Consider the following 23,400-nt stretch of genomic DNA (forward strand, 5'->3'; position numbering starts at 1 on the left):
TGAGTTATGGGGTTTGATCAGATACGTCAGCGCCGTTTGTCTGACGATATTGTCGAGCGCCTCGAGGGGATGATCCTCGAGGGCACGCTGAAGTCCGGGGAGCGGCTTCCTGCTGAACGTGCGCTGGCCGAGCAGTTCGGCGTATCGCGCCCGTCGTTGCGTGAAGCGATTCAGAAACTGGCGGCCAAGGGTTTGCTGGTCAGTCGTCAGGGCGGCGGCAACTATGTGGTGGAAACCCTCGGGTCGACGTTCAGCGATCCATTGCTGTCGCTGCTGGAAAGCAATCCTGACGCGCAGCGCGACTTGCTGGAGTTTCGACACACTCTGGAGGCATCGTGCGCCTATTACGCAGCATTACGCGCGACGGATGTGGATCGCGAACGCCTGACGGCAGCCTTCAATGAGTTGCAGGATTGCTATACCCGGCACGACGAAGTGAGCCGGGCGGAGGAGGGGGCGGCGGATGCGAAATTTCATCTGGCGATCGCCGAGGCCAGTCATAACGCGGTGTTGCTGCACACCATTCGCGGGCTGTTCGATCTGCTCAAGCGCAACGTGGTGACCAACATCGGCGGCATGTACAAACAGCGCACGGAAACCCGTGACATGTTGATTGCTCAGCATCGCGAGCTGTATCTGGCGATTATCGAGGGGCGTGCGGAGCAGGCGCGGGAGGTCTCCAGTCGGCACATTCTGTATGTGCAGGAAGTGCTGGAAGAAGTACGGCAGGAAGTTCAGCGCATGGCTCGGGCGGAGCGGCGCAAGGGGATGTAGCTTTTAGAAGCAAAAAGATCGCAGCCTTCGGCAGCTCCTACACAGGGATTTGTATTTCCCTGTAGGAGCTGCCGCAGGCTGCGATCTTTTCAGGCGGAAGAAATTATTCTTCCTTGCCCTTGTTGCGCACGGCGCGCTGCAGCTCTCGACCGGCGTCGCGTTCGCGCTCGGTGTCACGCTTGTCATATTCCTTCTTGCCCTTGCCCAGAGCAATCTCGCACTTGACCATGTGCTTGCTCCAGTAGAAGGACAGGCAGACGCAGGCGTAGCCTTTCTGTTGCACCGCAGCGGCGAGTTTTTCCAGCTCGCGTTTGTTGAGCAGCAGTTTGCGGGTGCGGGTCGGGTCGGCGATGACGTGGGTGCTGGCGGTCATCAACGGTGTGATGTGACTGCCGAGCAACCAGGCTTCACCGTCCTTGAGCAGCACGTAACTGTCGACCAGTTGCAGCTTGCTTGCCCGCAGACTTTTTACTTCCCAGCCGGCCAGGACCAGACCAGCCTCGAACCGATGTTCGATGAAGTAATCGTGTCGCGCCTTTTTGTTCTGCGCGATGGTCCCTGTTGGGTGTTTCTTCTGTTTAGCCATAGGGGCGGCATTATATGGAGATAAACGGTCCTCGGCTACGGTGATGCTGCGTGCTTGAGCAGGTTGAGTGAATCCCGGACAATGCGGCCTCTTTTTCTAACGCTTGGGCGTGATATTCAATGTCGACAGACAAGGTTTCTGTCCACGGCAGTTGGGCTAGCCGCTGGGTTTTCATATTCGCCGCGACCGGTTCGGCCGTAGGACTGGGCAGCATCTGGAAATTCCCCTACATGGTCGGGGTCTACGGTGGCGGTGCCTTCGTGCTGATGTTTCTGGCCTGCATCGCCCTGATCGGGATCCCGGTGATGCTGGCGGAAACCCTGATCGGCCGGCGCGCGCGGCAGAGTCCGGCGAACGCCTTGAAGGTGCTGGCCCGCGAGGCCGGGCATTCGGGCAAGTGGTCGTGGGGCGCGTTTGCCGGGATGATCACCGCGCTGCTGATCCTGTCTTTTTATAGCGTGGTCGGCGGCTGGTCGCTGGATTACATCATCGACATGGGGCGCGGCGACTTCCAGGGTGCTTCGGCGGAGCAGGTCGGCGCGTATTTCGGCAATGTCATCGCCGATCCTTGGCGCCTGACACTTTGGCATACAGTTTTCATGCTGCTGTCAGCGGTGGTGATCGCCAGAGGCGTGGTCGCAGGCCTTGAGCGCAGCCTGCGCATCATGATGCCGCTGCTGTTCGTGATGGTCCTGGTGTTGCTGGGTTACAGCATGACCACCGGGCATTTTATGGAAGGCGTGCATTTCATGTTCGACTTCCACCCGGAAAAGGTCCTCGACGGCTTGCTGCCGGCCATGGGCCACGCGTTCTTTTCCCTGAGTGTCGGCGTCGGCTCGATCATGATCTACGGCGCTTACATGACCAAGGAAGCCTCGCTGTCCGGCACCGTGGTCGGTGTGGCGTTGCTCGATACCTTTGTCTCGCTGGTGGCCGGTCTGGCGCTGTTCCCGATCGTATTTGCTGGCGGTCTGAACCCTAGCGAAGGCCCGGGCCTGATGTTCGTCAGCCTGCCATTTGCCTTCGGCAACGTGGTGTTCGGCCAATTGATGGGCGTGGTGTTCTTTGTGCTAGTGGCGATTGCTGCCTGGAGTTCGGCGATTTCCCTGCTCGAACCGATGGTGGCCTACCTGGTTGAACGCACCAGAATCAGCCGCGGCTGGGTAACGTTCTGGCTGGCATTCATCTGTTGGTTCGTCGGTCTGGGCACGGTGTTCTCCTTCAATATCTGGAAGGAAGCCAAATTTTTCGTGAACGAAGGCGGACTGTTCCATCTCTATCAATGGGGTGCGGCAGGCGGTCTGGACTTCTTCGGGGTGATCGACTTCTTCACCTCGCGGATCATGCTGCCGCTCGGTGGCTTGTGCTTCGTGCTGTTTGCCGGCTGGGTGATGGGGCGTGATGCGGTGCGCGACGAATTGTCGATCCGCAATCCGCTACTGTTTACCCTGTCCTTGTTCTTGATGCGCTATGTGGCGCCCATCGGCATTCTCGTAGTGTTTGCCACTCAGCTCTGGAAGTGACGCTTACATGACGACACATATTCAACGATCAGCGCTGCTGCCGTATCCGGCGCAATTTCTCTATGACCTGGTCAACGACGTGGCGCGGTACCCGGAGTTTCTTCCTTGGTGTTCGTCGGCCGAGGTGCTGGAAAGCTCGCCTGAGCACATGCGTGCCAGTGTCGGCGTGGCCAAGGGCGGTCTGAGCCAGCATTTCGTCACGCGCAATACGTTGGTGCCGGGACAGTCGATTGAAATGGATCTGGAAGAAGGCCCGTTCAACCAGTTGCACGGCGTCTGGGTGTTCAAGGCGTTGAACGAGAAAGCCTGCAAGATCAGCCTCGACCTGTCGTTCGACTACGCCGGCCCGATCGTGCGCGCGACCCTTGGTCCCCTGTTCAATCAGGCAGCGAATACGCTGGTGGATGCGTTCTGCCAGCGCGCCAAGCAGATGCATGGTTGAGCCGGTGATCGAGATAGAGGTGGTGTATGCCGCCGTGGATCGCCAGGTCTTGCGCGCTGTTAGCGTTCCAGAGGGAACGACCGTGCGTGAAGCGGCGCTGAAGTCCGGTATCGGGACTGATTTTCCGCAGCTGGACTTGCACGAGTGCCCGCTGGGCATCTTCGGCAAAGTGGTGACGGATCCGCAGATTCGCCTGATTCAGGCGGGGGATCGCATCGAGATCTACCGGCCATTGCTGGCGGACCCGAAAGAAGTACGTCGCCTGCGCGCGGCCAAGGCAGCCGAGGCCAAAGCGCGAAATCAGTAGGTTGCGCAAATCGCGGCCAATAAAAAACCCGGAATTTCCGGGTTTTTTATTGCTTCGCAGATTATTGCGGCGAGGTGTCCAGCGGCTCAGGCGTCGGAACCGGAACGGTTTCAACACCGTCCACGTCCTTCTGGATCGAATCCAGCAAGGAGCCTGGTTTGGCCGGTTCTTCCGGTTTCGGCTTCTCGGCGTTTTCAGCAGGGGCGGTCACGCTGGTGCCACTGTCCTTGCCGAGAATCGCTTCGTCACGGCTTACGCCCGGCATGAAGTCACCGGACAGGCTGACGAGCTGGTCGTTAGAGTTGAAAATGACACTCATGCGTTCCTGCTGGCGTTCACCGCCACCAGGTTGCAGGCTATACAGGTAATCCCAGCGATCGGCATGGAACGTGTCGGCCAGCAGAGGATTGCCCATGATAAACCGTACTTGCCGGCGGGTCATTCCCGGGCGTAACTGGTCTATCATGTCCTGCGTGACGACATTGCCCTGCTGGATGTCGATTTTGTAAACCCCGGGGAATGAACAACCGGCGAGTGCGAGCAGTCCCACAAAGGTGAAACTGGTTAGCAAGAGCTTGGTGTTTTGCATCGGTGGGCGACTTCCACTATCTTGGCTGGGACAACGTAAACGCCGATCATACCCGCATTAAGAGAAGCTGCGAAGCAGCATCGCGAGAAAGCTGACCATGGTTGAAAATAGCGAACTACGCAAAGCCGGCCTCAAAGTGACCCTGCCACGGGTCAAGATCCTGCAAATGCTCGACTCTACCGAGCAGCGTCACATGAGTGCCGAAGACGTCTACAAGGCGTTGATGGAAGCGGGCGAGGACGTCGGTCTGGCCACGGTTTACCGTGTTCTGACCCAGTTCGAAGCCGCAGGCCTCGTGGTCCGTCATAACTTCGACGGTGGCCACGCGGTATTCGAATTGGCCGACGGTGGTCACCACGACCATATGGTCAACGTGGAGTCGGGTGAAGTCATCGAATTCTTCGACGAAGAAATTGAAAAGCTTCAGAAATCGATTGTCGAGAAGCATGGCTTCGAGATGGTTGATCACAACCTCGTGCTGTACGTCCGCAAGAAAAAGTAAGCATGTCGCGCGAATTTCAGGTTCGCGAAACGAACGAAGGCGACCCAAGGGTCGCCTTCGTGCTTTCTGCCGTACCTGAAACCGAGGTCAGGCCTTTGCGGTAACCACCATCTTTTTCGCGTGCGCCAGGGATTCCTTGGTCAGATCGATGCCTCCGAGCATCCGCGCCACTTCTTCTATGCGGTCGTTCTTGCTCAGCTTGGACACGGCGGTGTGAGTCGCTTGCTCGCCGCGTACCTTGTGCACGAATAAATGCTGGTGCCCCTGAGCTGCCACCTGCGGCAAGTGCGTCACGGTCAATACTTGCCCGCGATCGCCCAGGCGTCGCAGCAACTGGCCGACAATTTCCGCGGTCGGCCCGCCAATGCCCACATCCACTTCGTCGAATACCAGCGTCGGCACCCGCGAAGTCTGCGCAGTGATCACCTGAATCGCCAGACTGATCCGCGACAGTTCACCACCGGAGGCAACTTTGGACAGCGCTTTCAGCGGTTGACCGGGGTTGGCGCTGACCAGCAGTTCGACGTGTTCCAGGCCATTAGGCTGCAGTTCGTCGCTGCTGTTGGCGCGCAGTTCGATAGTGAAGCGGCCGCCAGGCATGCCCAGGCGCTGGATTTCCTGTTCCACCGCGCTGGCGAGGCTGCCGGCTGCCTGATGCCGCAAGTCGCTCAGTTCCTGTGCCTTCTCTTGGTAATGGCGTGCATAAGAGGCCAGCTCTTCGCCCAGGCGCTCGATGGATTCGTCGTTGGCGTTGAGCGTTTCGATTTCATCCAGAAGCTTCTGCTGCATCTCGGCGACTTCGGTCGGCTGGATCCGGTGTTTGCGTGCCAAGGTGTAGATCGCGTCGAGGCGTTCTTCCAGATACTGCAGGCGCGCCGGATCGGCATCGAAGTTATCGAGGAAGCGGTTGAGTTCACCGACTGCTTCTTCGACCTGAATCTGCGCGCTGGTCAGCAGACTGCTGGCCTCGCCCAGTGCACCGACCGAGTTGTTCACACTCGACAAGCGGTTGAGGCTGGCGGTCAGGGCATTCAGCACATTGCCGGAATCGCTCTCGCTGCATTGCTCGACCACTTGTCGGCAGATGCCGAGCAGGGTTTCGGCATTGGTCAGGTTCTTGTGTTCCTGCTCCAGCTGTTCCAGCTCGTTTTCGCCGAGGCCGAGGTTTTCCAGCTCTTCCAGTTGATAGCTGAGCAGTTGATGACGCGCGCGCTGTTCGTCGCCGGAGTTGGAGAGGCGCTCCAGCTCCTGACGGGTCTGGCGCCAGCGCTGGGCGGCCAGTTGTACCTGGCGGGCCAGATCGGTCGCGCCGGCGTACTCATCGAGCAGGCGCCGGTGGGTATCGGTTTTCAGCAGCGACTGGTGTTCGTGCTGGCTGTGGATATCGATCAGCAGTTCGCCGAGAGCCTTGAGGTCGCCGAGCGGGCAGGGCGTGCCATTGATGTAACCACGCGAACGGCCTTCGGCGGTGATGACCCGGCGCAGGATGCACGGGCCGTCGTTTTCCAGGTCGCGCTCGGCCAGCCAAGCGTGGGCTTCAGGAATATCGACCAGATCGAAGGTGGCCAGAATGTCGGCCTTGTCGGCGCCGGGGCGGACCACGCCGCTGTCGGCACGATCACCTAGGGTCAGACCCAGCGCGTCGAGCATGATCGATTTGCCGGCGCCGGTTTCCCCCGTGATCACGCTCATTCCGCGATCGAGTTCGAGATCGAGATGTTCAACGATGGCGTAGTTGTGGACGGACAGGTGCACCAGCATAAAGGCCGCTCCCAGGCTTGAGGTCTGGTTATTTATACAGTGTTTTGTTTCGGGCTGACAATGGCCTCGTTCAGCTCGATTTGCCCGATCCGATCAAAGGCGGGTTCCTGCCGGAAATATCAATGCAGCACTTTTTTGTAGGGTTAATCGTTGCAGGCCCTTGAAGCCTGATTTTGCGGCCCCATATACCGGGGCAGAAGCGCGAGTCGAGCTCGCGGACGTAATTGAAAGGAGAATTCTATGGCTGACGAACAGACAGTAGATACGCAAAATCCAGAAGCCACTCCGGCGCCCGAGACTTCGGGTGACGACCTGGCGACCCGTGTACAAGTGCTCGAAGAGCAGTTGGCCGCCGCGCAGGATCAGTCGTTGCGCGTAGCTGCCGATCTGCAGAACGTCCGCCGTCGTGCCGAACAGGACGTCGAGAAGGCGCACAAGTTTGCCCTGGAGAAATTCGCCGGCGACCTGTTGCCGATCGTCGACAGCCTGGAGCGCGGCCTCGAGCTGTCGAGCCCGGACGACGAAAGCATCCGTCCGATGCGTGAAGGCATCGAGCTGACCCTGAAAATGTTCCACGACACCCTCAAGCGCTATCAGCTTGAAGCGATCGATCCGCATGGCGAACCGTTCAACGCCGTTCATCATCAGGCGATGGCCATGCAGGAAAGCGCCGACGTCGAACCGAACAGCGTGCTGAAGGTGTTCCAGAAGGGCTACCTGCTCAATGGTCGCCTGTTGCGCCCGGCGATGGTGGTGGTCAGCAAGGCGCCAGCGCCAATTTCGCCTTCGATTGACGAGAAGGCTTGAAATTAGCCGCAAGGCCCCCATTTAGAAGTCAAGCGTTTAAGTATTACCGCAGTTAGCCACCACTGCTGCGGCAACCAAATCCAAAGTTTCGGGAGAGTGAACATGGGCAAAATTATCGGTATCGACCTGGGGACTACCAACTCCTGCGTCTCCGTGCTGGAAAACGGCAAAGCCAAAGTTATTGAAAACGCTGAAGGCGCGCGCACCACGCCGTCGATCATCGCTTACGCCAACGATGGCGAAATCCTGGTCGGTCAGTCGGCCAAGCGTCAGGCTGTGACCAACCCGCACAACACCCTTTTCGCGGTCAAGCGTCTGATCGGTCGCCGCTTCGAAGAAGAAGTCGTGCAGAAAGACATCAAGCTGGTGCCTTACAAGATCGTCAAGGCCAACAACGGTGACGCCTGGGTCGAGGCTTCCGGCAAGCAGATGGCTCCGCCGCAAATCAGCGCCGAAGTCCTGAAAAAGATGAAGAAGACCGCCGAAGACTACCTCGGCGAGCCAGTGACCGAAGCGGTGATCACCGTTCCGGCCTACTTCAACGACAGCCAGCGTCAGGCGACCAAAGACGCCGGCCGCATCGCCGGTCTGGACGTTAAACGTATCATCAACGAACCAACCGCAGCGGCTCTGGCCTACGGTATGGACAAGGCCAAGGGCGATCACACCGTGATCGTTTACGACCTGGGTGGCGGTACCTTCGACGTTTCCGTGATCGAGATCGCTGAAGTCGATGGCGAGCACCAGTTCGAGGTACTGGCTACCAACGGTGACACCTTCCTGGGTGGCGAAGACTTTGACATGCGCCTGATCGACTACCTCGTCGACGAGTTCAAGAAAGAGTCGGGCATGGACCTGAAGAACGATCCATTGGCTCTGCAGCGTCTGAAAGAAGCCGCCGAGAAAGCCAAGATCGAGCTGTCTTCCTCGCAGTCGACCGACGTCAACCTGCCGTACATCACTGCAGATGCGACCGGTCCTAAGCACCTGAACGTGAAGATTTCGCGTGCCAAGCTCGAATCGCTGGTCGAAGACCTGGTGACCCGCACCATCGAGCCATGCCGCATCGCGCTGAAAGACGCCGGCATCGACGCCAGCAAGATCGACGACGTGATCCTGGTCGGCGGTCAGACCCGTATGCCACTGGTACAGAAGGCCGTTACCGATTTCTTCGGTAAAGAAGCCCGTAAAGACGTGAACCCGGACGAAGCGGTTGCCATGGGTGCTGCCATTCAGGGCGCGGTTCTGGCCGGTGACGTGAAAGACGTTCTGCTGCTCGACGTCAGCCCGCTGACCTTGGGTATCGAAACCATGGGTGGCGTGATGACCGCGCTGATCGAGAAAAACACCACGATTCCTACCAAGAAATCGCAAGTGTTCTCGACTGCCGACGACAACCAGGGCGCCGTGACCATCCACGTCCTGCAAGGTGAGCGCAAGCAAGCCGCGCAGAACAAGTCCTTGGGCAAGTTCGACCTGGCCGACATTCCACCAGCTCCACGTGGTGTGCCGCAGATCGAAGTGACCTTCGACATCGACGCCAACGGCATCCTGCACGTCGGTGCGAAAGACAAGGCCACCGGCAAGACTCAGTCGATCGTGATCAAGGCCAACTCCGGTCTGTCCGACGAAGAGATCGAGCGCATGGTGCGTGACGCCGAGGCGAATGCCGAGGAAGACCGCAAGTTCGAAGAACTGGCCGCTGCCCGTAACCAGGGTGATGCACTGGTTCACTCGACTCGTAAAATGGTGGCTGACGCGGGCGACAAAGTCACCGCCGAAGAGAAGACCGCGATCGAAGCTGCTGTGGTTGCTCTGGAAGCCGCTGTAAAAGGCGACGACAAGGCTGCGATCGAAGCCAAGGTTGAAGAGCTGTCGAAAGTCTCGGCACCGGTTGCCCAGAAGATGTACGCCGAACAGGCTCAGCCTGCTGATGGCGCGGCACCGCATGACGAGAAAGCTGAAAAGGCTGACGATGTTGTCGATGCCGAGTTTGAAGAAGTCAAAGACCACAAGTAAGTTGTTGGTCGGCCGGTTGACTGCCTCGCGGCGGTGACTGGTAGGATGTCGCCGCGCGGGAGCTTGCTCCCGCGTTGGCGTATCTGGAATACGCGAATTTTTACAGCATGCGACAAGCTTCGTGTGCTGAGGTATGGCCGAAAATGCTCCTGCTTTTCGCGCCGCAAGTACCACAAGAAACAAGACCAGGATCGTTGAATTGACGTGAGTTGGGTCCGGGCCTGCATTGGGGCTCAACGAGTCTGGCCTTCCTCAGGAGGGGTTTGCCGGACGTCCTCAAGAGTGCAAAAGACTTATGGCAAAGCGTGACTATTACGAAGTATTGGGTGTCGAGCGTGGCGCAAGTGAAGCCGACCTGAAGAAGGCCTATCGCCGTCTGGCGATGAAGCACCACCCGGACCGTAATCCCGATGACAAAGCGTCGGAAGAGCTGTTCAAAGAGGCCAACGAGGCCTACGAAGTATTGTCCGATTCCAGCAAGCGCGCGGCGTACGATCAGTACGGTCATGCCGGCATCGACCCGAGCATGGGTGGCGGCGGCGCCGGTTTTGGCGGGCAGAACTTCTCTGACATCTTTGGCGATGTCTTCAGTGACTTCTTCGGCGGCGGTCGCGGCGGTTCCCGTGGCGGCGCTCAGCGTGGCAGTGATCTGCGCTACACCCTGGAGCTGAATCTGGAAGAAGCAGTGCGCGGTACCACCGTGAATATCCGCGTTCCGACGCTGGTCAACTGCAAGCCGTGCGACGGCTCCGGCGCGAAGAAAGGCTCGTCGCCAACGACCTGCCCGACCTGCGGCGGCATCGGTCAGGTGCGCATGCAACAAGGCTTCTTCTCGGTGCAGCAGACCTGCCCGCGCTGCCATGGCCAGGGCAAGATCATTTCCGATCCGTGCGATTCCTGCCACGGCGACGGTCGCGTCGAAGAGTACAAAACCCTCTCGGTCAAAGTGCCGGCTGGCGTCGATACCGGCGATCGCATTCGTCTGTCCGGCGAAGGCGAAGCGGGTACGCAGGGCGGCCCAACCGGTGACCTGTACGTTGTGATCAATGTGCGCGAGCACGACATCTTCCAGCGCGATGGCAAGCATCTGTTCTGCGAAGTGCCGATCAGCTTCGTCGATGCGGCACTGGGCGGCGAGCTGGAAATTCCGACCCTCGATGGTCGCGTCAAACTGAAAATCCCTGAAGGCACCCAGACCGGCAAGCAGTTCCGTGTCCGCGGCAAAGGCGTAGCGCCGGTACGTGGTGGCGGTGCGGGGGATCTGATGTGTCGTGTGGCGGTCGAGACTCCGGTCAATCTGAATCGTCGGCAGCGCGAACTGCTCGAAGAATTCCGCAGCTCGCTGGCGGACGACAACAGCCACTCGCCGAAAACCACTGGTTGGTTCGACGGCGTGAAGCGTTTCTTCGGCGATCTGTAAGGAGTCGGCATGCGACGTATAGCTGTGATGGGCGCCGCCGGGCGCATGGGCAAGATTCTGGTCGAGGCCGTGCAGCAGCGCGCGCCATTGACCGGTCTGACCGCGGCGATCGTGCGTCCCGGCAGTACGCTGATCGGCGTCGACGCCGGTGAGCTGGCTTCGCTGGGGCGGATCGGCGTGCCGTTGTCCGGCAATCTGGAATCGGTCGCGGAAGAGTTCGACGTGCTGATCGACTTCACCCTGCCGGAAGTCATGCTGAAAAACCTCGCGTTCTGCCGCAAGGCCGGCAAGGCCATGGTCATCGGCACTACCGGGCTGGATGCGGCGCAGAAGCAATTGCTGGCCGAGGCGGGCAAGGATATTCCGATCGTCTTCGCGGCCAACTTCAGCGTCGGGGTCAACCTGTCGCTGAAACTGCTGGAGATGACTGCTCGGGTGCTGGGTGATGACGCCGACATCGAGATCATCGAAGCGCATCACCGGCACAAGATCGACGCGCCTTCGGGCACGGCGCTGCGTATGGGTGAAGTGATCGCTGATGCGCTGGACCGTGATCTGCAGAAAGTTGCGGTCTACGGACGCGAAGGTCACACCGGCGCGCGCGAGCGCGAAACCATCGGTTTCGCCACTGTTCGCGGTGGTGATGTGGTGGGGGATCACACCGTGCTGTTCGCCTGTGAAGGCGAGCGTCTGGAAATCACGCACAAGGCTTCGAGTCGCATGACCTTTGCCAAGGGTGCGGTGCGTGCGGCGCTGTGGCTGGATGCTCGTGAGCCGGGTCTGTATGACATGCAGGACGTGCTCGGCCTGCATTGATTGACGATTTTCCCCAGCGCAAACGCTCTGTTTGCGCTGGTTTTCACCACCGCGCGACGCTCCGTCGCATTCTCCGGCCTTTAAGGCACTTTAGCGGTGGACCAAAAAAGCCTTTTTCTGTAAGCTGCAGCTTTAGTGTGTTCACTAAAAGCGCGCAGAATAATTCAGTGAATAAGCGGAGTGACGTGTCCATACGTCACTCCGCTTTTTTACAACCTGCGATTGCCCTTTCATGCGTTACTTACGGGAGGTCTTCTTGACTAAGCCAGCCATACTCGCCCTTGCTGATGGCAGCATTTTTCGCGGCGAAGCCATTGGAGCCGACGGTCAGACCGTTGGTGAGGTCGTTTTCAACACCGCAATGACCGGCTATCAGGAAATCCTTACCGATCCTTCCTACGCCCAGCAGATCGTTACCCTGACTTACCCGCACATCGGCAACACCGGCACCACGCCGGAAGACGCCGAGTCCGACCGCGTGTGGTCCGCTGGCCTGGTCATCCGTGACCTGCCGCTGGTAGCGAGCAACTGGCGTAACACGATGTCCCTGTCCGACTACCTGAAAGCCAACAACGTTGTGGCAATCGCCGGTATCGACACCCGCCGCCTGACCCGCATCCTGCGTGAAAAAGGCGCACAGAACGGCTGCATCATGGCCGGCGACAACATCTCCGAAGAGGCGGCAATCGCCGCGGCGCAAGGCTTCCCGGGCCTGAAAGGCATGGATCTGGCGAAAGTTGTCAGCACCAAGGAGAAGTACGAGTGGCGCTCGACTGTCTGGGATCTGAAAACCGACAGCCACGCGACCCTCGAAGCCTCCGAGCTGCCATACCACGTGGTTGCCTACGACTACGGCGTCAAGGTCAACATCCTGCGCATGCTGGTCGAGCGCGGCTGCCGCGTTACCGTGGTGCCGGCGCAAACCCCGGCTGCCGACGTGCTGGCCCTCAAGCCGGACGGCGTGTTCCTGTCCAACGGCCCTGGTGACCCGGAGCCATGCGACTACGCCATCAAGGCGATCAAGGAAGTGCTGGAAACCGAGATCCCGGTATTCGGTATCTGCCTCGGTCACCAACTGCTGGCTCTGGCCTCTGGCGCCAAGACCCTGAAAATGGGTCACGGCCACCACGGTGCCAACCACCCGGTGCAGGATCTGGACACTGGCGTCGTCATGATCACCAGCCAGAACCACGGTTTCGCGGTTGACGAAGCGACCCTGCCGGCCAACGTGCGTGCGATCCACAAGTCGCTGTTCGACGGCACCCTGCAAGGCATTGAGCGTACCGACAAGAGCGCGTTCAGCTTCCAGGGCCACCCTGAAGCGAGCCCGGGCCCGAACGATGTGGCTCCACTGTTCGACCGCTTCATCAACGAGATGGCCAAGCGACGCTGAGCGTTCGCCTTGAGACTGTAGCGAGAAGCCCTCGAGGGCGGCCCCGACACCGGTGGCGCCCCTCGGGGCTTCAGAAATCGATCAAGACGGCTTGCCGACTGACCTGCGGATTTGAGTGACAAACCCATGCCAAAACGTACAGACATTAAAAGCATCCTGATTCTCGGCGCTGGCCCGATCGTTATCGGCCAGGCCTGCGAATTCGACTACTCCGGCGCCCAGGCCTGCAAAGCCCTGCGCGAAGAGGGTTACCGCGTCATCCTGGTGAACTCCAACCCGGCCACCATCATGACCGACCCGGACATGGCCGACGCCACGTACATCGAGCCGATCAAATGGCAGACCGTGGCCAAGATCATCGAAAAGGAACGTCCGGACGCGGTGCTGCCAACCATGGGCGGCCAGACCGCACTGAACTGCGCCCTGGACCTGGAGCGCGAAGGCGTTCTGGAGAAGTTCGGCGTGGAAATGATCGGCGCCAATGCCGATACCATCGACAAGGCTGAAGACCGCTCGCGTTTCGACAAGGCGATGAAATCCATCGGCCTGGCGTGCCCGCGTTCCGGTATCGCCCACAGCATGGAAGAGGCTTATGCCGTCCTCGAGACGCTGGGCTTCCCGTGTATCATCCGTCCGTCCTTCACCATGGGCGGCACCGGTGGCGGTATCGCGTACAACCGTGAAGAGTTCGAAGAAATCTGCGCCCGCGGTCTGGACCTGTCGCCGACCAAAGAGCTGCTGATCGACGAATCGCTGATCGGCTGGAAAGAATATGAAATGGAAGTTGTCCGCGACAAAAAGGACAACTGCATCATCGTCTGCTCGATCGAAAACTTCGACCCGATGGGCGTGCACACTGGTGACTCGATCACTGTGGCCCCAGCTCAGACCCTGACCGACAAGGAATACCAGATCCTGCGTAACGCCTCGCTGGCGGTACTGCGCGAGATCGGCGTCGAGACCGGCGGTTCCAACGTTCAATTCGGTATCTGCCCGAACACCGGCCGCATGGTCGTGATCGAGATGAACCCGCGCGTATCGCGTTCCTCGGCGCTGGCGTCGAAAGCCACCGGTTTCCCGATCGCCAAGGTCGCGGCCAAACTGGCTGTGGGCTACACCCTCGACGAACTGTCGAACGACATCACCGGCGGCAAGACCCCGGCGTCCTTCGAACCGTCGATCGACTACGTTGTGACCAAGCTGCCGCGCTTCGCTTTCGAGAAGTTCGCCAAGGCTGACGCGCGCCTGACCACCCAGATGAAATCGGTGGGCGAAGTCATGGCCATCGGCCGGACCTTCCAGGAATCCCTGCAGAAAGCCCTGCGCGGTCTGGAAGTCGGTGTGTGCGGTCTGGACGAGAAGCTCGACCTGAGCAACCCGGAAAGCATGAGCGTGCTCAAGCGCGAACTGACCGTGCCGGGCGCCGAGCGTATCTGGTACGTGGCAGACGCGTTCCGCGCCGGCCTGTCAGTCGAAGACATCTTCGGCATGAACATGATCGACCCGTGGTTCCTGGTGCAGATCGAAGATCTGATCAAGGAAGAAGAGAAGGTCAAGACCCTCGGTCTGTCCGCAATCGACCGCGACCTGATGTTCAAGCTCAAGCGCAAAGGCTTCTCCGATCAGCGTCTGGCCAAGCTGCTGGGTGTGACCGAGAAGAACCTGCGTACTCACCGTCAGAAGCTGGAAGTGTTCCCGGTCTACAAGCGCGTCGACACCTGCGCCGCCGAGTTCGCCACCGACACCGCTTACCTCTACTCGACCTACGAGGAAGAGTGTGAAGCTGCGCCGTCCGGCCGCGACAAGATCATGATTCTGGGTGGCGGTCCGAACCGTATCGGCCAGGGCATCGAGTTCGACTACTGCTGCGTTCACGCGGCCCTCGCGCTGCGCGAAGACGGCTACGAAACCATCATGGTCAACTGCAACCCGGAAACCGTTTCCACCGACTACGACACGTCCGACCGTCTGTACTTCGAGCCGGTAACGCTGGAAGACGTGCTGGAAATCTGCCGTGTCGAAAAGCCGAAAGGCGTGATCGTCCAGTACGGCGGCCAGACCCCGCTGAAACTGGCGCGTGCCCTCGAAGCCGCCGGTGTGCCGATCATCGGCACCAGCCCTGACGCCATCGACCGTGCCGAAGACCGTGAGCGCTTCCAGCAAATGGTTGAGCGTCTGAACCTGCGTCAGCCGCCAAACGCCACCGTGCGCAGCGAAGACGAAGCTGTTCGCGCTGCCGCCAAGATCGGTTATCCGCTGGTGGTGCGCCCGTCCTACGTACTGGGCGGTCGCGCGATGGAAATCGTCTACAAGGAAGACGAACTCAAGCGTTACCTGCGTGACGCGGTGCAAGTGTCCAATGACAGCCCGGTGCTGCTCGACCACTTCCTCAACTGCGCCATCGAGATGGACGTGGATGCAGTCTGCGACGGCAAAGATGTAGTGATCGGCGCGATCATGCAGCACATCGAACAGGCAGGCGTTCACTCCGGTGACTCCGCGTGCTCGCTGCCGCCGTACTCGCTGCCGGCGCACATCCAGGACGAGATGCGCGAACAGGTCAAGAAAATGGCCCTGGAACTCGGCGTTGTCGGCCTGATGAACGTGCAACTGGCGCTGCAGGGCGAAGACATCTACGTCATCGAAGTCAACCCGCGTGCTTCCCGTACCGTGCCGTTCGTGTCGAAGTGCATCGGTGTGTCCCTGGCCATGATCGCTGCTCGCGTGATGGCCGGTAAGACCCTGAAAGAAATCGGCTTCACCAAAGAAATCATCCCGAACTTCTACAGCGTGAAAGAGGCGGTGTTCCCGTTCGCCAAATTCCCTGGCGTTGACCCGATCCTCGGCCCGGAAATGAAGTCGACCGGTGAAGTGATGGGCGTCGGCGACACCTTCGGTGAAGCATTCGCCAAAGCCCAGATGGGCGCCAGCGAAGTGCTGCCGACCGGCGGTACCGCGTTCATCAGCGTGCGTGACGACGACAAGCCGCTGGTTGCAGGCGTGGCCCGTGATCTGATCAACTTGGGCTTCGAAGTGGTCGCCACTGCCGGCACTGCCAAGCTGATTGAAGCCGCAGGCCTGAAAGTGCGCCGTGTGAACAAGGTGACCGAAGGTCGTCCGCACGTGGTCGACATGATCAAGAATGACGAAGTCACCCTGATCATCAACACCACCGAAGGCCGTCAGTCGATCGCTGATTCCTACTCCATTCGTCGTAATGCCCTGCAGCACAAGATCTACTGCACCACGACCATTGCTGCGGGCGAAGCTATCTGTGAAGCGCTGAAGTTCGGTCCCGAGAAGACCGTGCGCCGCTTGCAGGATCTACACGCAGGATTGAAGGCATGAGCATAACCAAGTACCCAATGACCGTTCAGGGCGCCAAAGCCCTGGAAGAAGAGCACGCGTTTCTGACCAAGGTCGAGCGTCCGCGTTTGAGCCAGGCGATTGGCGAAGCGCGCGAACTCGGCGATCTCAAGGAAAACGCTGAATACCATGCCGCTCGTGAAGAGCAGGGCATGGTCGAGGCGCGGGTTCGTGATATCGAAGGCCGTATGCAGAACGCGGTGATCATCGACGTCACGACCATTCCGCACACCGGCAAAGTGATTTTCGGCACCACCGTCGAAATCGCCAACGTCGAGACCGATGAAAGCGTCACTTACCAGATCGTTGGTGAAGACGAGGCGGACATCAAACTCGGCAAGATCTCTGTCGGATCGCCGATCGCTCGTGCCTTGATTGCCAAGGAAGAAGGCGACACCGTCGTCGTGAAAACGCCGGGCGGCGATATCGAGTATGAGATTGTCGAAGTCCGTCACATCTGAAGGCAGGCGCCCGCTACGTGCGAGCGCCATGCTTTGGCAGCTGGCCCAGATGTTGTGGGTCGGCGGCTTCTGGTTGATTCATCTCGGTCTGCAGTCGGTGTTGGGCAGGATTGGCCTGGCACCGCTGTTGATCGATGAAGTGGCAAGCGCAGTACAGGTGTCGGTAGTGGGATTCGCCGCTGTTGGCGTGATTTTTCAGGCTTTGGTGCTGGTACAGGCCGAGGGCCTTGTCAGTCTATGGCGGGATTTTCGCGGGCAGGTGTTGCTGATGGCGCTTTACGCGTGTGCGATGTTTGTCGCCGTGCGTGTCGGCTGGCCGCAGGCGCAGCGCTGGCAGGAATTCAGCTTTCTGGTATTGGGCTTTTCCGGTCTGGTGCTGGTGTTGCAGCCAGTGCCGGGGTGGAGTGGCAGGGTGCGCGAAGCACACCCTTGACCCTTGTCATCACTTGAAGCGATGAACGTTCGACAGCTGCTTGTTGACGCTGAAGTTCTTGCGGTAAACCAGTGCCATCTTGCCGATGACCTGAACCAGGTCCGCCTTGCCGACTTTGCACAGTTCGGTGATGTGCGCCAGGCGCGACTCGCGATCGAGAATGTTCAGCTTGATCTTGATCAGTTCGTGATCGGCCAGTGCGCGTTCGAGTTCGGCTAACACACCTTCAGTCAAACCGTTGTCCGCCACCGTCAACACCGGTTTCAGGTGATGGCCGATGGATTTGTACTGTTTCTTCTGCTCTGGAGTGAGCGGCATAATCTGACCCTTTCGTCTGGATTCTGTAAAATGGCGGTCATTTTACCCGAGGGTTCGTGGATCCGCCCACTAAATCACGACCCTAATCATCGAGGTGCCCAATGGCGCGTTCCAAGACAAGCCTTGGTTGGCTGAAACGACATGTCAACGATCCTTATGTGAAGCAGGCGCAGAAGGATGGCTACCGCTCGCGTGCGAGTTACAAGCTTCTGGAGATTCAGGAGAAATACAAGCTGATCCGTCCCGGCATGAGCGTTGTCGATCTGGGCGCGGCGCCCGGCGGCTGGTCGCAGGTCACTAGTCGACTGATCGGTGGTCAGGGACGTCTGATTGCTTCGGACATTCTGGAAATGGACAGTATTCCGGACGTGACCTTCATCCAGGGTGACTTCACCGAGGACGAAGTGCTCTCGCGGATTCTGGAGGCGGTGGGTAATTCGCAGGTGGACCTTGTGATTTCCGATATGGCCCCCAATATGAGTGGTACGCCCGAAGTGGATATGCCCAAGGCCATGTTCCTTTGCGAGCTGGCACTTGATCTGGCGGAGCGGATACTCAAGCCGGGTGGCAATTTCGTGATCAAGATTTTCCAGGGCGAAGGCTTTGATGTGTACCTGAAGGATGCTCGTCGCAAATTCGACAAGATCCAGATGATCAAGCCAGACTCGTCCCGCGGCAGCTCTCGCGAGCAATACATGCTGGCTTGGGGTTATCGCGGCGGCAATGAGTAAAACGAGGTTTTTTGGCGGGGCGATAGCTTTTTCGTATTTCGCCCTGCCTGCATAAGCGAATATTGTGTAGAAAGTGTTTCACAAAGGGTTACAGACGGCGCCTGCCAGAGTTGTAGGTAATGTAGTAAGTTAGGCCGGTGAATATCATGCGAAGCGCGCGCCAGTAGCGGAGCTTGCTTCAGAGGGTAGTTAATTGAACGATATGGCAAAGAATCTGATCCTGTGGTTGATCATCGCGGCAGTCCTCGTGACGGTGATGAACAACTTCTCCAGCCCTAACGAGCCGCAGACCCTCAACTATTCCGACTTCATCCAGCAGGTCAAGGATGGCAAGGTCGAGCGCGTAGCCGTTGACGGTTATGTGATTACCGGCAAGCGCAACGATGGCGACAGCTTCAAGACCATTCGTCCGGCGATCCAGGACAATGGCCTGATCGGTGATCTGGTCGACAATCACGTGGTGGTTGAAGGCAAGCAGCCGGAACAGCAAAGCATCTGGACCCAGCTCCTGGTGGCCAGCTTCCCGATCCTGGTGATCATCGCGGTGTTCATGTTCTTCATGCGCCAGATGCAGGGCGGTGCCGGCGGCAAGGGCGGACCGATGAGCTTCGGCAAGAGCAAGGCACGCCTGCTCTCCGAAGATCAGGTGAAAACCACTCTGGCCGACGTTGCCGGTTGCGACGAAGCCAAGGAAGAAGTTGGCGAGCTCGTCGAGTTCCTGCGTGATCCGGGCAAGTTCCAGCGCCTGGGCGGTCGCATTCCTCGTGGCGTGCTGATGGTCGGTCCTCCGGGTACCGGTAAAACCTTGCTGGCCAAGGCGATTGCCGGTGAAGCCAAGGTACCGTTCTTCACCATTTCCGGTTCCGACTTCGTCGAAATGTTCGTGGGTGTCGGTGCGAGCCGTGTTCGCGACATGTTCGAGCAAGCCAAGAAACACGCTCCATGCATCATCTTCATCGACGAAATCGATGCCGTCGGTCGCCATCGTGGCGCCGGCATGGGCGGCGGTCACGACGAGCGCGAGCAGACCCTCAACCAGTTGCTGGTTGAAATGGACGGCTTCGAAATGAATGACGGCATCATCGTGATTGCTGCCACTAACCGTCCTGACGTGCTCGACCCTGCGCTTTTGCGTCCGGGCCGTTTCGACCGTCAGGTGGTCGTTGGCTTGCCGGACATTCGTGGTCGCGAGCAGATCCTCAAGGTTCACATGCGCAAAGTACCAATGGGTGATGACGTTGCTCCGGCAGTTATCGCGCGCGGTACCCCGGGTTTCTCCGGTGCGGATCTGGCGAACCTGGTCAACGAAGCGTCGCTGTTCGCTGCGCGCAGCGGCAAGCGCATCGTCGAGATGAAAGAATTCGAACTGGCCAAAGACAAGATCATGATGGGCGCCGAGCGCAAATCGATGGTCATGTCCGAGAAAGAAAAGCAGAACACCGCTTACCACGAAGCCGGCCACGCCATCGTTGGTCGCGTCGTGCCTGAGCATGATCCGGTGTACAAGGTTTCGATCATTCCGCGCGGTCGCGCGCTGGGCGTGACGATGTTCCTGCCGGAAGAAGATCGCTACAGCCTGTCCAAGCGTGCGCTGATCAGTCAGATCTGCTCGCTGTATGGCGGCCGTATCGCTGAAGAGATGACCCTTGGCTTCGACGGTGTCACCACCGGCGCTTCCAACGACATCATGCGTGCCAGTCAGATTGCGCGGAACATGGTGACCAAGTGGGGCCTGTCGGAAAAACTCGGTCCGCTGATGTACGCCGAAGAAGAGGGCGAGGTGTTCCTTGGTCGCGGCGGTGGTGGTCAGAATGCAAGTTTCTCCGGTGAAACGGCGAAGCTGATCGACTCCGAAGTGCGCAGCATCATTGACCAGTGCTACGGCACGGCCAAGCAGATCCTCACGGACAACCGTGACAAGCTTGACGCCATGGCTGATGCGCTGATGAAGTACGAAACAATTGATGCCGAGCAAATCGACGACATCATGGCGGGTCGCACCCCTCGCGAGCCTCGTGACTGGTCGGGCGGTACCGGCACCGGTACGCCGCCTCCAGTGGTTCAGGATCAGCGTCCGGAAACACCGATTGGCGGTCCTGCTGCTGACGTTTAAGGTTTGAAATGACTTCTGTACAGTCCCTGACCCGGTTGCCTTGCGGCAACCGGGTTCTTGATTTGGCCCAGACGCATGTCATGGGCATTCTCAATGTCACCCCTGATTCTTTCTCCGATGGCGGTCGCTATAGCCAGCTGGATGCAGCTTTGCGTCACGCCGAAGCGATGGTGACAGCCGGTGCGACGTTGATCGACGTCGGCGGGGAGTCGACTCGGCCCGGCGCCCGCGCGGTTTCGCCGCTGGAAGAGCTGGAGCGTGTGGCGCCGATCGTTGAGCTGATCAATCGCGAACTGGATGTCATCATCTCGGTCGACACCTCGACACCTGCGGTAATGCGCGAAACCGCACGCCTTGGTGCCGGTTTGATCAACGATGTACGTTCGCTGCGCCGTGATGGCGCGCTGGATGCCGCAGCGGCGACCGGTCTGCCGGTGTGTCTGATGCATATGCTCGGTGAACCGGGTGACATGCAGGATAATCCGCACTATCAGGACGTGACTCGCGAAGTGGCTGAGTTTCTCGCCGAGCGTATGACGCAATGCGCACAAGCGGGCATTCCTGCCGAGCGGATCATTCTTGATCCCGGCTTCGGTTTCGCCAAAAACCTGCAGCACAACCTGAGCTTGTTCAAGCACATGGAAGCCCTGCATGCGCTGGGGCGTCCTCTGTTGGTTGGCGTTTCACGAAAAAGTATGATCGGTCAGGCGCTGGGTCGGCCTGTGGGCGAACGTCTGCATGGTGGTCTCGCGCTGGCGGCACTGGCATCCGTGAAAGGAGCGCGTATATTGCGCGTCCATGACGTGGCAGAAACGATGGACGTGGTGCGCATGCTTGCGGCCGTGGAATCAGCCGAATAAGAATGATGGAGCACTTATGAGCAAGAAATACTTTGGTACTGACGGCATTCGTGGTCGTGTCGGTGAATACCCGATTACCCCTGACTTCATGCTCAAGCTCGGTTGGGCGGCAGGCATGGCCTTTCGCAAGATGGGCACCTGCAAGGTGCTGGTCGGCAAGGACACGCGAATCTCTGGCTACATGTTTGAGTCGGCACTTGAAGCAGGTCTGACCTCGGCCGGTGCCGACGTCATGCTGCTTGGCCCGATGCCAACGCCAGCCATCGCCTATCTGTCGCGTACCTTCCAGGCGGAAGCCGGTATCGTGATCAGCGCTTCGCACAATCCGCATGACGATAACGGTATCAAGTTTTTCTCCGGCAAGGGCACCAAGCTGCCTGATGAACTGGAGCTGATGATCGAAGAGTTGCTCGATACGCCGATGACCGTCGTTGAGTCGAGCAAGATCGGTAAAGTCTCGCGAATCAACGATGCTTCCGGTCGCTACATCGAATTCTGCAAAAGCAGCGTGCCAACCGGCAGCAACTTTTCCGGTCTGAAGATCGTCATCGACTGTGCACACGGCGCGACCTACAAGGTGGCACCAAGCGTATTCCGTGAGCTGGGCGCTGAAGTGGTCGTTCTGTCGGCCCAGCCCAATGGTCTTAACATCAATGACAATTGCGGTTCGACCCATATGGGGCAGTTGCAGGCCGCGGTTCTGGCCGAGCATGCCGATCTGGGTATTGCCTTTGACGGTGACGGTGATCGGGTGTTGATGGTTGATCACACCGGTACCATTGTCGATGGTGACGATTTGCTGTTCATCATCGCGCGCGATTTGCACGAGCGCGGAAAGCTGCAGGGCGGTGTTGTCGGTACGCTGATGAGTAATCTGGGGCTTGAGCTGGCACTTGCCGAGCTATCGATTCCATTTGTTCGCGCCAACGTCGGCGACCGTTACGTGATCGCCGAGCTGCTTGAGCGTAACTGGCTGGTCGGTGGCGAGAACTCCGGGCATATCGTCTGCTTCAATCACACCACTACAGGTGATGCGATTATCGCTGCGCTGCAGGTGCTGATGGCGCTTAAAACCCGTAATGAAGGGTTGGCACAAACGCGTCAGGCCTTGCGCAAGTGTCCTCAGGTGCTGATTAACGTGCGTTTCGGTGGCGGTGAAAACCCGCTTGAGCATCCGGCTGTCAAGGAAGCCAGTGCGCGTGTCACTCAGGCAATGGCCGGTCGTGGCCGGGTTCTTTTGCGCAAGTCCGGCACAGAGCCTTTGGTGCGCGTGATGGTCGAAGGAGAGGATGAAACTCAGGTTCGTACCTATGCCGAAGAACTGGCAAAACTGGTAAGTGAAGTTTCTGCCTGATTCGGCTTGCCAGCCATGATTGTGTTGGGTAACATCTGCGCCCACTTTGACCGACGAGGTACAGCATGCGTCGCCCTATGGTAGCTGGTAACTGGAAGATGCACGGTACCCGCGCCAGCGTCGCTGAGCTGATCAACGGCCTTCGTCATCTGGCCTTGCCAAGCGGTGTTGATGTCGCGGTATTCCCGCCTTGCTTGCATATCAATCAAGTGATTGATGGTTTGAAGGGCAAGTCGATTTCGGTCGGCGCGCAGAACTCTGCGGTGGAATCGATGCAAGGTGCATTGACGGGTGAGATTGCTCCCAGTCAGTTGGTGGATGCAGGTTGTTCCCTGGTGCTTGTCGGGCACTCCGAACGCCGCCAGATAATGGGCGAGCGAGACGGGATGCTGAATCGCAAGTTTGCAGCGGCGCAGGCATGTGGCTTGATTCCGGTGTTGTGTGTAGGGGAAACCCTCGAGCAGCGCGAAGCCGGAAAAACTCTTGAGGTTGTCGGGCGTCAGCTGGGCAGCATCATCGAGGAGCTGGGTGTGGGTGCCTTTGCAAAAGCAGTTATTGCTTACGAGCCTGTCTGGGCCATTGGTACCGGACTGACTGCAACGCCGCAACAGGCTCAGGATGTGCACAAAGCCATTCGCGAGCAGTTGGCGGCAGAGAATTCTGAAGTCGCACGAGGTGTGCGGCTTCTATACGGCGGCAGCGTGAAGGCGGCCAATGCGGTCGAACTGTTCGGCATGCCGGATATCGATGGGGGGCTCATTGGTGGAGCTTCCCTGAATGCAGATGAGTTCGGTGCGATTTGTCGCGCCGCGGGAAACTGAAAAA

The 23,400-nt window shown here is 59.0% G+C and carries 22 protein-coding genes; 18 read left to right on the forward strand and 4 right to left on the reverse strand.

All coding sequences use genetic code 11. The annotated features are described in order from the left end of the window. Positions 1–6 precede the first annotated feature (6 nt). Positions 7–774, forward strand: a complete 768-nt coding sequence (locus tag ACXR0M_RS03490) for a GntR family transcriptional regulator (RefSeq protein WP_458829963.1) — start codon at positions 7–9, stop codon at positions 772–774. A gap of 103 nt (positions 775–877) precedes the next feature. Here ACXR0M_RS03490 and smpB read toward each other — a convergent pair whose 3' ends face one another. Beyond that, positions 878–1,360, reverse strand: a complete 483-nt coding sequence (gene smpB, locus ACXR0M_RS03495) for an SsrA-binding protein SmpB (RefSeq protein WP_003221505.1) — start codon at positions 1,358–1,360, stop codon at positions 878–880. A gap of 119 nt (positions 1,361–1,479) precedes the next feature. Between smpB and ACXR0M_RS03500 the strand changes: the two genes are divergently transcribed. The 3 genes from ACXR0M_RS03500 to ACXR0M_RS03510 are packed head-to-tail and all read left to right on the forward strand — an operon-like array spanning position 1,480 to position 3,632. After that, on the forward strand, positions 1,480–2,883 hold the full coding sequence (locus ACXR0M_RS03500; protein WP_458829966.1) for a sodium-dependent transporter: 1,404 nt from the start codon (positions 1,480–1,482) through the stop codon (positions 2,881–2,883). A 7-nt stretch (positions 2,884–2,890) separates the two neighbouring features. Continuing rightward, the gene (locus ACXR0M_RS03505; protein WP_458829968.1) at positions 2,891–3,325 is read left to right on the forward strand and encodes a type II toxin-antitoxin system RatA family toxin; all 435 of its coding nucleotides are present in this window, start codon (positions 2,891–2,893) and stop codon (positions 3,323–3,325) included. Then, positions 3,318–3,632 (forward strand): RnfH family protein, encoded by a 315-nt coding sequence (locus tag ACXR0M_RS03510; protein ID WP_458829970.1) that lies wholly within the window; start codon positions 3,318–3,320, stop codon positions 3,630–3,632. Before ACXR0M_RS03505 ends, ACXR0M_RS03510 begins: the two co-directional genes overlap by 8 nt. 61 nt (positions 3,633–3,693) lie before the next feature. Here the strand turns inward: ACXR0M_RS03510 and ACXR0M_RS03515 are convergent, their stop codons facing one another. Beyond that, positions 3,694–4,221 (reverse strand): outer membrane protein assembly factor BamE, encoded by a 528-nt coding sequence (locus tag ACXR0M_RS03515; RefSeq protein ID WP_458829971.1) that lies wholly within the window; start codon positions 4,219–4,221, stop codon positions 3,694–3,696. Between the two features lie 97 nt (positions 4,222–4,318). On the opposite strand from ACXR0M_RS03515, the gene fur reads away from it, so the two are divergent. After that, a complete protein-coding gene (fur, locus tag ACXR0M_RS03520) occupies positions 4,319–4,723 on the forward strand; it encodes a ferric iron uptake transcriptional regulator (RefSeq protein ID WP_016771770.1) in 405 nt (134 codons plus the stop codon). Positions 4,724–4,810: 87 nt separating this feature from the next. Here the strand turns inward: fur and recN are convergent, their stop codons facing one another. After that, positions 4,811–6,484, reverse strand: a complete 1,674-nt coding sequence (gene recN, locus ACXR0M_RS03525) for a DNA repair protein RecN (protein WP_458829973.1) — start codon at positions 6,482–6,484, stop codon at positions 4,811–4,813. 240 nt (positions 6,485–6,724) lie between these two features. Between recN and grpE the strand changes: the two genes are divergently transcribed. The 8 genes from grpE (at position 6,725) to ACXR0M_RS03565 (ending at position 17,199) form a co-directional block, all read left to right on the forward strand. Further along, positions 6,725–7,291 carry a nucleotide exchange factor GrpE gene (grpE, locus tag ACXR0M_RS03530; RefSeq protein ID WP_458829975.1) on the forward strand — a complete coding sequence of 189 codons (567 nt, stop codon included), beginning with the start codon at positions 6,725–6,727 and terminating at the stop codon, positions 7,289–7,291. 102 nt (positions 7,292–7,393) lie between these two features. Beyond that, positions 7,394–9,310 carry a molecular chaperone DnaK gene (dnaK, locus tag ACXR0M_RS03535; protein WP_458829977.1) on the forward strand — a complete coding sequence of 639 codons (1,917 nt, stop codon included), beginning with the start codon at positions 7,394–7,396 and terminating at the stop codon, positions 9,308–9,310. A 295-nt stretch (positions 9,311–9,605) separates the two neighbouring features. Next, positions 9,606–10,730 (forward strand): molecular chaperone DnaJ, encoded by a 1,125-nt coding sequence (gene dnaJ, locus ACXR0M_RS03540; RefSeq protein ID WP_458829979.1) that lies wholly within the window; start codon positions 9,606–9,608, stop codon positions 10,728–10,730. A gap of 9 nt (positions 10,731–10,739) precedes the next feature. Next, positions 10,740–11,546, forward strand: coding sequence for a 4-hydroxy-tetrahydrodipicolinate reductase (gene dapB, locus ACXR0M_RS03545; protein ID WP_458829981.1), 807 nt, complete (start codon positions 10,740–10,742; stop codon positions 11,544–11,546). 256 nt (positions 11,547–11,802) lie between these two features. Next, on the forward strand, positions 11,803–12,939 hold the full coding sequence (carA, locus tag ACXR0M_RS03550) for a glutamine-hydrolyzing carbamoyl-phosphate synthase small subunit (protein WP_458829983.1): 1,137 nt from the start codon (positions 11,803–11,805) through the stop codon (positions 12,937–12,939). A 126-nt stretch (positions 12,940–13,065) separates the two neighbouring features. Then, the gene (gene carB / locus ACXR0M_RS03555) at positions 13,066–16,287 is read left to right on the forward strand and encodes a carbamoyl-phosphate synthase large subunit (protein WP_458829985.1); all 3,222 of its coding nucleotides are present in this window, start codon (positions 13,066–13,068) and stop codon (positions 16,285–16,287) included. Between the two features lie 2 nt (positions 16,288–16,289). After that, complete coding sequence (greA, locus tag ACXR0M_RS03560; RefSeq protein ID WP_325719774.1) at positions 16,290–16,766, forward strand: transcription elongation factor GreA; 477 nt, start codon at positions 16,290–16,292, stop codon at positions 16,764–16,766. 28 nt (positions 16,767–16,794) lie between these two features. Further along, complete coding sequence (locus ACXR0M_RS03565; protein ID WP_458829987.1) at positions 16,795–17,199, forward strand: MFS transporter; 405 nt, start codon at positions 16,795–16,797, stop codon at positions 17,197–17,199. Positions 17,200–17,208: 9 nt separating this feature from the next. Here the strand turns inward: ACXR0M_RS03565 and ACXR0M_RS03570 are convergent, their stop codons facing one another. Further along, positions 17,209–17,517, reverse strand: a complete 309-nt coding sequence (locus tag ACXR0M_RS03570) for a YhbY family RNA-binding protein (RefSeq protein WP_458829989.1) — start codon at positions 17,515–17,517, stop codon at positions 17,209–17,211. A gap of 101 nt (positions 17,518–17,618) precedes the next feature. Between ACXR0M_RS03570 and rlmE the strand changes: the two genes are divergently transcribed. From rlmE to tpiA, 5 genes are all read left to right on the forward strand, one after another. Further along, positions 17,619–18,248, forward strand: a complete 630-nt coding sequence (rlmE, locus tag ACXR0M_RS03575; protein WP_458829991.1) for a 23S rRNA (uridine(2552)-2'-O)-methyltransferase RlmE — start codon at positions 17,619–17,621, stop codon at positions 18,246–18,248. A gap of 202 nt (positions 18,249–18,450) precedes the next feature. After that, entirely contained in the window at positions 18,451–20,361 is a 1,911-nt protein-coding gene (gene ftsH, locus ACXR0M_RS03580) for an ATP-dependent zinc metalloprotease FtsH (protein ID WP_458829993.1), read from the forward strand. An 8-nt stretch (positions 20,362–20,369) separates the two neighbouring features. After that, positions 20,370–21,221: a dihydropteroate synthase gene (gene folP / locus ACXR0M_RS03585; protein WP_458829995.1), complete on the forward strand. Its 852-nt coding sequence runs from the start codon at positions 20,370–20,372 to the stop codon at positions 21,219–21,221. Between the two features lie 16 nt (positions 21,222–21,237). Then, on the forward strand, positions 21,238–22,575 hold the full coding sequence (gene glmM / locus ACXR0M_RS03590) for a phosphoglucosamine mutase (RefSeq protein ID WP_458829997.1): 1,338 nt from the start codon (positions 21,238–21,240) through the stop codon (positions 22,573–22,575). Positions 22,576–22,640: 65 nt separating this feature from the next. Continuing rightward, on the forward strand, positions 22,641–23,396 hold the full coding sequence (tpiA, locus tag ACXR0M_RS03595) for a triose-phosphate isomerase (RefSeq protein ID WP_008088336.1): 756 nt from the start codon (positions 22,641–22,643) through the stop codon (positions 23,394–23,396). Positions 23,397–23,400: the final 4 nt, after the last annotated feature.

Source organism: Pseudomonas sp. Eth.TT006 (genome assembly GCF_054456575.1).